Source organism: Veillonella parvula (assembly GCF_032550495.1).
Lineage (GTDB): Bacteria > Bacillota > Negativicutes > Veillonellales > Veillonellaceae > Veillonella > Veillonella parvula_G.
This window is the reverse complement of record NZ_JAWFZJ010000003.1, coordinates 352,909-364,745: the sequence shown is the minus strand read 5'-3', so window position 1 is coordinate 364,745 and position 11,837 is coordinate 352,909. Positions and strand designations below refer to the sequence as shown.

The window sequence follows — 11,837 nt, the reverse complement described above, 5'->3', positions numbered from 1 at the left end:
AATCATCATATTATACCATAATCAAGGACTATTTTGCACCCTTAATGAGTCTCAATTTCTTAGTCTTCGTCATCCGTTTAATAGCATATTCTCTGCGTTGTGCTTCTTGTTTTTGGTGAAAGCTTTCAGAATATACCAAGGTCACAGGACGACGTCCTCGCGTATACTTTGCACCGCCTGAGATATGTCCATTGTGAGCATCTATTCGACGTTTGAGATCTGTAGTCCATCCACAATACAAAGAATCATCAGAGCAACGCACTAAGTAAATATAGTGCATTTCTTTTGATTCATCGCCTTGAACACTAGCGTCGTTCAAGATTGTATCACAATCTACAATTATACCTTGTACCTCTTGTGTAGATGCGCATTCACCAGAAAGAGACTCTTGAGAAGTACTTTTCTTATTTGCCATTTTTCGCATCATCAGTAATCGGCTCCAATGTAATGGTATTGATGATTACTGGTTCTACTGGCTTATCATTGCGACCGGTTTTAACCTTGCCGATTTTTTCAACTACATCCATGCCTTGTACTACAGTACCAAAGATGGTGTGTTTATTATCTAACCAATCCGTAGGTCCCAAGGTAATAAAAAATTGAGATCCTCCTGTATTAGGACCACGGTTAGCCATGGCTAGAACGCCCATTTTATTGAAGTGTAAATCATTGGAGAATTCATCAGGAATTGTATAGCCTGGGCCACCAGCACCTGTGCCATCAGGATCTCCACCTTGAATCATAAAGCCTTCGATAACACGGTGAAATGTCACACCATTATAGAAGCCTTTTTTCACGAGATAATCAAAATTTTTGACCGTAATCGGCGCTTTAGACCCTAACAAACGAACCTTAAATTGACCATAGTTTGTATCAAAGATAGCATATTCATCAGCAATTGGTGCGTTTGTAAAATTGGGCATAGCTACAGTTTCTGCTTTCACGGTGTTACCTTGTGGTTGTTCACCACTGTTTGTACCGCATGCAGTTGTACCAAGCACTGTAATCCCCAACATTGCGCATAAAGCCAAGCGTTTCCAGTTCATATGTCCCCCAAAATACTAATATTATATTTAACTAAAATGTAGATTTAAAATTTACATAGAAAAACCGCTCAACCCATGAGCGGCTCTTTTTTAGTATATCATATTATGGCACTATTGAGATTAAAAATATAAAAAAATAATATAACAATAAATAATAACAACAAAAAACAGAGCTTCAAAGGAGCTCTGTTTTTGTAATCCTCAGATAATCACGTAGTTAATTCGATTATTTAGAGTCAAATTGGTCTGGGGTTGTATTGTTATAAGACTCAATATAATTATTGAAATTCTCAATCATGTCGTTAAGGTTGTTTTCATTTGCATCGTTAAGTACTTGACGAACAGAACCAACTACAGAGTTATAAGAGTTAACAAGCACTTCTCCACGATCATTATTTATGCTCTTAAGCAATGTTTGAATTTCATTAAGTTCTTTTTCTACAGCTTGTTTGTCTGCATTTTTAGGAGCTTTTTCTACATTTTCTACAAGAGTAGTCAAGCGAAGCGTAGATTCCATTGCTGCTGCATAGCCTTTTTTACCGTCTTTTTTCAATTTTTCGATTTGTTTCTTAGTTTGTTCGGTGTTAGCTTTGTTAAGAGCATCATTGAACTTCGCATAAGCTGCATCAAATTTTTCTACTTGTGCTACGTATTTAGCTGCTAGTTCTTTACCTTTAGCACCACCATCATTCATATAGGCTTTAGAGTCATCATAAGCTTTCAAATCTTTGAATGTTGGTACTAATTCATTAAGAATATTTAATACATTATCGCGTTCTGTGTCAACTTCTTTAAATGTAGAACCTTCTTTTTTAGATTTTTCCAAAGCATCTTTTAAAGTATCATAGTGAGGTTGACGACCAATAGCACCTTCTTGGAAACCACCCTTTAGTTTAGCCAAACTATCTGCATAGTTTTGACCCCAAGTTGCATTATCACCATTGAAGCGATTTGTTGCATCAATAAGTGTATTAAGCTTAGCAGCTGCTTTCTCATCGCTACCGCCATCAACTACGGAGGATACTACGGAGCCAATGCCACCCGCTTTATCACTGCCACAACCAGAAACAAATAAACCTGCTGTCAATGCCGCTACACAAAGTAAAGTTGAAAATAATCTGCGTTTATTGTTCATATCTTCTCTTCTCCTTTTAACACATGAATATTGAACTAAGCGCATTATACTAACTATACTACACCAATTCTGTAGCCGCAGCTACAAAAATAAATCTTCATATAAACTTCACCTGGCTTAGGGGCATTAGCGATAATTAATCAATCCATTTAAAATGCTTACACGCATTATAAATGCCATCTTTATCACAGTCTGTAGTAATATAATCAGCCTTTGCCTTTAATTCAGGGCGCGCATTACCCATAGCAATATTTAGCCACTCAGGCCTAAACATAGACAGATCATTATACCCATCACCAAATACAACAGCTTGATTTGGCTGCATTCCAAAGTGTTCAAGCATATTACGAATACCCAACGCCTTTTCCATAGGCTCATATAGAACACAGCCATCACCATAACGAATGAGCTTATGTGTCATATGCTCGATATCCTTCTCCTCTTCCTCTCCTTCCTTGAAAAACACATAAATCTTATAAAATTCTTCAACACTATGAAAGTCAAAATTAGGGTCTACAGTTGTTTTAAATACATCCCAATTTGGATGCCACTCTAAAATTTCCTTATACGGCGTAATACGACCGAGTTTATTACGATCCGTTACGGCCCAAGGAATATTATGTGATTCTAAATACTCTAAATATTTAATACATGCATCACGATCCATACCTATCATGGATACCAATTCATTATTAACAGTGATACTGTGACCACCATCTGCTACGAAATCAGTAAGGCCTGCTTGCTCTGCGAAACGCTTAGCATCCACTTGAATACGACCAGTTGCTAAGGCTACACGATGACCACGACGCTTTAACTCATCTAAACTGTATTGAGCACTTTCAGGGATTTTACCTTCAGGCCATACAGCTAAGGTATTATCGATATCGAAAAAGAAAAACTTCTGTTCCACAGGCCCTCCTAATCGCGTCCACTCATCAGCTTAAACCGCTCTTTTTGTTTTACATCTGGATATTTTTCATGGTCCACATCACTCAAAAACATATCTAGTGGTCGTACATATAAGTCACGTTGATCATATAATTTTTGATATACCACGAACTGTTCACTCGTTTCCGAATGAGTTGCAACATCTAACACGTAATAGTACATGCCTTTAAAATGACGATATAAGCCACCCTTTACAATTTCTTGCATTTATAACCTCATCACATAACATACACAAATAGTTACAAACCATATTAATCAAGAGATTCCATATATTGAATAGCCTTAGTCAACATATCTGCTGTAATTTTATATGGAGATACATCAATATCATGAACAGATGTAGCCTTTTCAACAATTCGAGGAATATGCGATGCAGTAAGATCTAATTGTGAAAGTTTAGTAGGCCAACCTAATTCGCGATATACTGGCAACCACCGTTGTAACTCATCCATTTGTTGGTCAACGGTTAACAAAATAAGTAAGCCATAAGCTACTATTTCACCATGCAAATGATTTTCTTCTGTTTCTTTATTAGTAACACAGCCATAACATACAGCATGAGCCATGTTGCTATTATATGCCATAGGAACACAACCTGATACAACACCGGTAGTAAAGATAACAGTCATAGCAATGGTATCAAAGGCATCACTACGTTTATTAGCTTGACTATCTTTATAGGCTTGTATACCATGTGCTAAAATTGGTTCACTACACATAGAAGCTAGAGTAAGGCCTAACTGAGTATTATAGTCTTGCTCGCGACTGCGAGCAGAAAGATGAGTTTCATAGTGTTTTGCAATAGTATCTCCCATTCCTGCCCACAAGTAACGGCTTGGTGCTTCTACGAGAATATCAGCATCAATAAAGCAGTGCACAGGAGGATGATTTACAAAAGCTACGTCATCAAAAGTATGATCTGCCGTGTATACAGCTGCCACTTCTGACGTTGCCGCACAAGTAGACGCAATGGTTGGAATTGTAAAGAATGGTTTATCATCTAACTCTATAGCTACTACTTTTACCGTATCCATGGCCTTACCACCACCAACAGCAAACAAAAAGTCCGCATCTTTTACAGATGCCATTTGTGCAATTTCCTTGCCTCGAGCAAAAGTACACTCTCCACCAAAGTGGATAATATCTAGCACCTTAATCCCCGCTTTATCAAGCACTGGACGAATGTGTGGCAAAGCTTTAGAAAGAGCTGTTTCGCCACCGATGATAGCTACAGACTTGCCATATAATTTTGTAAACTTTGGAATAGCGTCAAATACATCATGACCTCCAAAACTATAACTAGGTAAACAATGAGTACTACGCATAAAATTTCCTTCCTTCTTTTATCATTTATATCCTTATTTATCCTTATTATAGAAACTTCTACACACAAAATCAATTTTATATGACAACAATCAAAACATAAAAAGGCTCTATACTCTCACAAAATGAAAGCATAGAGCCTTTATCTTTATTACTTATTATCGGAAGCAAGACCTTTATGGATAAGACCCACAACAAAGCCTAATACCGCAAAGCTTACCCAGCCCATACCAGCACTTTGAAATGGAATATATTGAGCAAAGAGCTGTTCCAAAGCTGTAGGTGCAATACCTGCAGTTTCAAGACCAGTCATGAGGGCAGAGATCATTGTGAAAGCCATAGTCCATGCATATACGCAACGACGACCACCAAACACATTATGAAGAAGTGCCAACAAGATGATTACGATAGTCAACGGATACAAGAGCATCAACACAGGGATTGCTGCACTGATGATTGTTTTCAAGCCAAACATGCTAAGACCAAACGCCGCTACAGAGAAAATTACTACATATAATTTGTAACTAATCTTTGGCGTCAACTTGTGGAAATATGTACCGCAAGAAGTGATAAGACCAATACTTGTAGACAAGCAAGCTAGCAAAACGATGATAGCCAAGATGATTTGACCGAACTCACCAAACAAATAGTTAGCACTTACGGACAATACAGGAGCCCCTGTCTCGAACAAACCAAAGCGTTCAACACTAGTAGCACCGATATTAGCGATAAATACGTAAACAATACCAAGAAGACCTACCGCAATAGCACCTACCTCCATTACCGTTTTTGTAATCACAGCACGAGATGTAGCACCGCTAAGACGAACAAAGTCGATTACAAGAATAGCAAATACTACGGAAGCTAAGGCATCCATTGTATTGTAGCCATCTAGGAAGCCTTGTAATACAGCCGTTGGCGCATCACCATATGCCGGTTGTGGCACCGCATAACCACCAAGTGGAGTAATAAAGGATTTAACAATTAACAACAGAATTACAAGTAGTAAAGCTGGTGTCAAAATATTGCCGATACGGTTAACAAGTTTTTGCGGACTAATAGATAACCACAAAGAAATACCAAAGAATAATGCCAAGAAAATTGGTTCCATATTCATGCTTAAACCTTCAGCAAAAGGTTTAATTGCGATTTCATAAGCTACAGTACCAGTACGTGGCGTCGCAAACATTGGACCAATACTCAAGTATAAAGAAATTGTGTACAACAAGCCATAAATCGGATGAACACGACTTGCAAGTTCTTCAACATCTTTACAGGAAGAGTAACCCATCGCTGCAACACCTAAGAGTGGAAGGCCTACACCAGTTAATACGAAGCCGAGCAAAGCCCAACCTACATTATCACCAGCATGTTGCCCTAAGGCCGCTGGGAAAATCAAATTTCCTGCCCCAAAGAATAGAGCAAATAACATCATACCTATAGCCAAATAGGCACGGGTCGACAGATTGTCGTTACCATTCATAAATGTAACCCCCTTTAGGTCAATAAAATAATATTACTATTATAATCTAAAGGAGCTAAGGTATACAAGAAAAATATCCTCACTATTCTATATCCGTATAATGTTATTCCCATAAGTAAAAGGATTTAATTTTTAAATATAGCTGTAAAAGCATGTGACATCACACATCTTATACATATTCGTTCATGATATGGTAATAAACTATTATCTATGAAAGGTTTCTTATATGAACTTGCACATCATAGAAGGTACTACCCCAGCCTTGATCTGTGGGACGAGCTGCGGTAAGCGCATTGATTGCCACATGAGGATCACTCGATTGGGATTGCCACCATACACCTAGCGTTACCAAAGTCCCCCGTTGCACTTCATCGTCGTAGTAGGCTTTAATTTTTACACTGCCACGATTGTTATAGATTTCTACCTCAGCACCATCGTTTATGTTATACATTTTTGCATCTTCTGGATGAATGCGAAGTTTCATCAACTCAGGATCATTAAAGTCTAATTCGCAGAAGCTAGAGTCCAAAATTCGAATATCATTACCGATTATGAGCCAAAACGGTGCATTGTCACCATATGGAGGCATATACCGAATTAATGGTTCTACATCTTGCGGATTATATAATTCAATTTTTCCAGACGGTGTTTTGAAATCCATCTTATAATTTTCAGGTACCGTCATCTCCACAGGCTCACCGTTTAAAATCAACTCTTGGTCCCTCTTGGATATACGACTCGAAGTGTGCACAATTTGTTCAATAAGCTCTCTTTCACTAAGGTTAAAAAATGCATCCTCCAACCCCATACGTTTTGCTAACTCGGCGATAACTTGCCAATTGGAACGAGACTCCCCAACTGGATCAATCAATTTGTAACCCGTACCAATTGTGTAATGACCATAAGAATTATAAATATCATCATGCTCTACAGATGTTGTGGCCGGCAAAATAATATCCGCATATTTACAGGTATCCGTAAAAAAACGCTCATGCACAATTGTGAATAAGTCATTACGCATCAAACCTTTACGAACTATATTTTGATCCGGTGCGGTAATGGCAGGGTTTGTAGAAAACACATATAAGCTATGAATCTTAGTGCCTTCTGGATCGGTGAGCATTTCACCCAGTTTAACCATCGGCATCAATCGTTTAGCTGGTGCATGAACATGTACCTGTTGCATCACTTCTTTACCAACAAATTTACTACCACTTGCACTCGATAGTAATCCACCTCCAAGATGTTGCCACGCCCCAACCACTGCAGGTAAAGCATTAATAGCACGGCATGTCATAGCACCATTGCCATATCGAGATAGTCCACTGCCGAGACGAATAAACGGCGCTTTTGACTTTGCGTAAGCATGAGCAAACTCAGTCATCCGCTCCACGGAAACACCGCAAATTTCAGCCGCTTTCTCCGGTGTAAAGTCAAGCAACACATCTTTTACTAACTCATCGTAGCCTTGCACATGTTGCTTGATAAAATCTATATCTGCTAAACCGTCACGATGAATGATATGGAGCATACCTAATGCTAGTGCCCCATCACTTCCGGGTTTAACAATAATATGTTCATGAGCTTGGCTAAAAGTATAAGTTTTATGAGTGTCGATAATCCAAACGCGAGCACCCTTCTTTTTCGCAATGTTCACATCATGTAAAATATGAACATCTGTGGCTGTCGCATTCATGCCCCACAAGACGATAAGATCACTATGCTGCGCCTCTTGTGGTTTGATCGCTAAGGTATCACCGTAAACAGAGCGGAACCCCGCCTGTTTGGCAGGAGAACAAATACCTCGATCTTGGTCTGTAGCACCAATGCGACGGAAGAAATAATCTGCCGCAGGACTTTGAATAACTCCCATTGTTCCTGCATAAGAGTACCGCAAAATACTTTCACTGCCATAAGTATCAATAGTTTCTTTGAAATTATTGACAATTGCATCAAGGGCTTCATCCCAACTAATACGAGTGTACTGATCTTCACCAATGCCCTTTTTACCAACACGCTTCATAGGGGACTTCAAGCGTAACGGAGAATGTATTACTTTTTCATAATGTGCCATCTTAGGACATAATGTACCTCTTGTGAAAGCATGATCTCTATCCCCCCGAACAGAGATTACTTTATTATCATCAACTGATACGATGAGACCGCATGCATCGGGACAATCGTATGGGCATACAGATTTATATTCTTTCATAATAAGCACCTCGCTTATAAATTGTATAAACTATAGGATGTATATTTATATTATATTATAGTATGACTCGTATAAGTATAACCTTTTGCACATATTCTGAATTAAAAAGGTTTTAGAATTGATTATTTTATGTATATCAATGCATTCAATTATCACATTACATTTATGACCTCATCATTTATTTTGATATATATAGTTAAACATTTCAAGTTTTATCGATATCTATCCATTATCATTCTTGTCCAATGCCTAAACAGATATACTAATAAGTTCTATAAAAATACCAAAATTCTTCAAAAAAATCATGCAATCATTACTAAAAGTCATAACCATATAGTTTTAGGTATAATCAGACATTTTAATAGTGTCGTATAGATTATGTGACAAAAATCACCGGTACGTATGCGTATTTAGTAATGTCGTTCAGACTGTAAGACTATTCAATCTCACTTGTTTCTGTGCTATACTGACAGTGTCATTTGAGAGGATATAGAACTCACAAGAAATCATTTTGAATTCATGATTATCTAATGTGAAGTAGCTATATCAGGTACATATTTTCTGAAAAGAGGTTTTAACGATGGCAGACGCAAAAAACACTGTGTTATTCCCTTATGAAACACTAAAAAAATTGAGCATGGACGCTTTCCAAAAATTTGGTTTCTCCGAAAAAGAAGCTGACATCATCCAAGACGTACTTTTGACTTCTGACTTGTTCGGTATTCAAAGCCATGGTATGCAACGTATGGTTCGTTACCATAAAGGTATCACTAATGGTTTGATTAAAATCGACGCTAAACCTGAAATCGTAAAAGAAACTCCAATTTCTGCAGTTATCGACGGTCATGACGGCATGGGTCAATTATTGGGTCATAAAGCTATGGAAATGGCTATCGAAAAAGCTAAAAAATCCGGTGTTGGTATCGTATCTGTACGTAACTCCAACCACTACGGTATCGCTGGTTACTATGCTAAAATGGCATCCGACCAAGGCTTAATCGGTTTCTCTTGTACAAACTCCGAAGCAATCATGGTTCCTACATATGCTCGTAAAGCTATGCTTGGTTCTAACCCTATCGCTTGGACTGTACCAGCTGATCCAGTTGACTTCTTCTTCGATTGCTCCACTACAGTAGTAACTCGTGGTAAACTTGAAATGTACAACAAAATGGGCAAAGCTACTCCAGATGGCTGGGCTGTTAATAAAGACGGCGTTCCTTCCACTGATGCAGCTGAAGTATTGGGCAACATCTCCCGTCATGAAGGTGGCGGTATCCTTCCTTTAGGTGGTGCTACAGAAGTTCTTGGCGGTCACAAAGGTTATGGTAACGGCATGATTGCTGAGTTGTTCTCCTCTATCTTGTCCCAAGGTGGTACTTCCAACAAATGTATGGTTGGTGGTAAATCCAACATCTGTCATGGCTTCATGGCTATCAACCCTGAATTCTTCGGTGACCCTGCGGAAATCAAAAAACACTTCTCCCAATTCTTACAAGAATTACGTGAAGCACCTAAAGCTCAAGGTCAAGATCGTATCTATACTCATGGCGAAAAAGAACATGAATCCGTTGAAAAAGTTAAAGCTGAAGGCATCCCTGTACTTAACGGTACAATGCTTGAAGTTCAAGACCTTTGCAATGAATTAGGTCTAGACTTCAAATCCTACTTCGGCGATTATGTACCAGAAGCTCCTGCTACAATGTTCAAAGGTAACTACTAATACCTAAACTTAGTAATGGCCCTAACAAGGACTTGTAGTTAGTACAGAAGGGGACATAAACACTGTTTATGTCCCCTCTCTTATGTTTTTAACCTCATAGGCTATGAGGTTAAAAAATTTTATGTACTATATCAATTTTTATGATAAGTATATCTGTTATTTTATTGTAAGCTTTTATTTTAACTGAACTTTTACAAATTAACATCATAGCGATTTATTCATCAATTAAATTGATTAAACTACGTCGTCCTGTTGAGCATATATTTTTGTTTTACTTGAAAGGATGATCTTAGAAATGAGTGCTATCACCGTTCTATTAGCGCTATCTCCAATCATTTGGTTGATTGTAGCGTTATCCATCTTGAAATTACCTGCATGGCAAGCAACAAGTGTTGCTGCGATTGGTTCTTTCATTATCGCTATTACAGCATTCCAAGCTGACCCATTTATTATGGTCACTGGTGCCCTTGAAGGTGCCGCATTGGCAATCTGGCCAATCCTATTAGTTATTACAGCTGCTATCTTCGTTTATAACTTGGTAGTACATACGAAAGCAATGGAAACTATTAAAACCATGCTTTCTTCTGTAACATCTGATACTCGTGTACTTGCATTACTACTTGCATGGGGCTTTGGTGCCTTCATGGAAGGTATGGCTGGCTTCGGTACTGCCGTTGCAATTCCTGCAGCTATGATGGTTGCCGTAGGTTTTGACCCACTTAAATCTATCATCGCATGTCTCGTTGCAAACTCCGTACCAACAACATTTGGTTCTATCGGGATTCCAACAACTACATTGGCATCCTTAACAAACCTTGATCCAAGCCATTTAGGTACATTCATTTCCGTACAATTGTTCTTGCTTAACCTTATCGCTCCATTCTTTGTTGTTATGATTATTGGTGGCGGTATTAAAGCGTTAAAAGGCGTATTCCTTGTAACATTGCTTTCTGGTTTAGCATTAGCAGTTCCTGAAACTGTAATCAACGCTGTAATGGGTCCAGAATTATCCGTAATTTCTGCATCCATCGTTATCATGGCAGTTATCATTGGTTGTGCAAAAATCATGCCTCCTAATGATCCTAAATACGCAGTTAAACAAACTGGCGAAGTCCCTAAAGTTTCTGGTGGCGAAGGCCTTGTAGCTGCAATGCCATTCATCTTAATCTTCGTATTATTGTTATTAACTTCTAAATTGTTCCCTGCAATTAATGGTCCTCTTGCGTCCATTAAAACATCTGTACCTATTTATCAAGGTGCTGGTGCAAAACCTTACACATTCGTATGGATTGCAACTCCTGGTATTATGATTTTTATCGCTGGTATTGTTGGTGGTTTCATCCAAAAAGCAAAAGCTGGCGAAATCTTCGGTACATTGGGTAGCACAGTTAAAAACTTGAAATTCACATACCTTACAATCATCACAGTTGTTATGACAGCTAAATTGATGACTTACTCTGGTATGACTGCAGACATTGCAAAAGCAATGGTTGCTGGTACAGGTACATTGTATCCTCTATTCGCTCCTATCGTGGGTGCGTTGGGTGCATTCTTAACTGGTTCTGGTACAAACTCCAACGTATTGTTTGGTCCACTTCAAATCGCTGCAGCTCAAGGTTTAGATCCTACAAACTTCGAAGACCTTGGCTTCTGGTTGGCAGCAGTTAACTCCGGTGCAGCTGGTATCGGCAAAATGTTGTCCCCACAATCCATCGCGATTTCTATTGGTGCCGTAGGACCTGCTTTAAAAGCATACCTAGAAAACCACAAAGAAATCAGTGCTGAAGAAGCTCATAAACTAGAACATGAAATCGAAGCAAGCGTTATCATGAACAGCGCATTCAAATACTTCTTGATCTTCATCGTTATGCATGGTTGTATCTCCTTCTTCGGTCAACATTTCATCCATGAAATTCACCACTTCTTCTTCTAAGAATTAGTGAAACAAAAAGAACAGCTCGTAATGA

10 protein-coding genes are annotated in these 11,837 nt (G+C 38.5%); 2 read left to right on the top strand and 8 right to left on the bottom strand.

The window, feature by feature from the left end; genetic code table 11:
• Positions 1-28 precede the first annotated feature (28 nt).
• The 8 genes from E6X37_RS07975 to E6X37_RS07940 all read right to left on the bottom strand — a co-directional run bounded on the left by E6X37_RS07975 (position 29) and on the right by E6X37_RS07940 (position 8,150).
• Positions 29-280 (bottom strand): GIY-YIG nuclease family protein, encoded by a 252-nt coding sequence (locus tag E6X37_RS07975; protein ID WP_287511048.1) that lies wholly within the window; start codon positions 278-280, stop codon positions 29-31.
• A gap of 124 nt (positions 281-404) precedes the next feature.
• Positions 405-1,046 carry a peptidylprolyl isomerase gene (locus tag E6X37_RS07970; RefSeq protein WP_004695007.1) on the bottom strand — a complete coding sequence of 214 codons (642 nt, stop codon included), beginning with the start codon at positions 1,044-1,046 and terminating at the stop codon, positions 405-407.
• Positions 1,047-1,272: 226 nt separating this feature from the next.
• Positions 1,273-2,181 (bottom strand): DUF3829 domain-containing protein, encoded by a 909-nt coding sequence (locus tag E6X37_RS07965; protein ID WP_004698282.1) that lies wholly within the window; start codon positions 2,179-2,181, stop codon positions 1,273-1,275.
• 136 nt (positions 2,182-2,317) lie between these two features.
• Complete coding sequence (locus tag E6X37_RS07960) at positions 2,318-3,094, bottom strand: HAD family hydrolase (protein ID WP_004698247.1); 777 nt, start codon at positions 3,092-3,094, stop codon at positions 2,318-2,320.
• An 8-nt stretch (positions 3,095-3,102) separates the two neighbouring features.
• The gene (locus E6X37_RS07955; RefSeq protein ID WP_004698254.1) at positions 3,103-3,339 is read right to left on the bottom strand and encodes a DUF1653 domain-containing protein; all 237 of its coding nucleotides are present in this window, start codon (positions 3,337-3,339) and stop codon (positions 3,103-3,105) included.
• Between the two features lie 44 nt (positions 3,340-3,383).
• Positions 3,384-4,457, bottom strand: coding sequence for an iron-containing alcohol dehydrogenase family protein (locus E6X37_RS07950; protein ID WP_008602376.1), 1,074 nt, complete (start codon positions 4,455-4,457; stop codon positions 3,384-3,386).
• Positions 4,458-4,606: 149 nt separating this feature from the next.
• Positions 4,607-5,938 carry a branched-chain amino acid transport system II carrier protein gene (gene brnQ / locus E6X37_RS07945; RefSeq protein ID WP_004698182.1) on the bottom strand — a complete coding sequence of 444 codons (1,332 nt, stop codon included), beginning with the start codon at positions 5,936-5,938 and terminating at the stop codon, positions 4,607-4,609.
• A gap of 208 nt (positions 5,939-6,146) precedes the next feature.
• Positions 6,147-8,150, bottom strand: coding sequence for a molybdopterin-containing oxidoreductase family protein (locus E6X37_RS07940; protein ID WP_316598021.1), 2,004 nt, complete (start codon positions 8,148-8,150; stop codon positions 6,147-6,149).
• A 580-nt stretch (positions 8,151-8,730) separates the two neighbouring features.
• Here E6X37_RS07940 and E6X37_RS07935 point away from each other — a divergent pair.
• On the top strand, positions 8,731-9,870 hold the full coding sequence (locus E6X37_RS07935) for an Ldh family oxidoreductase (protein WP_004698291.1): 1,140 nt from the start codon (positions 8,731-8,733) through the stop codon (positions 9,868-9,870).
• A gap of 295 nt (positions 9,871-10,165) precedes the next feature.
• On the top strand, positions 10,166-11,803 hold the full coding sequence (locus E6X37_RS07930) for an L-lactate permease (protein ID WP_004694986.1): 1,638 nt from the start codon (positions 10,166-10,168) through the stop codon (positions 11,801-11,803).
• Positions 11,804-11,837: the final 34 nt, after the last annotated feature.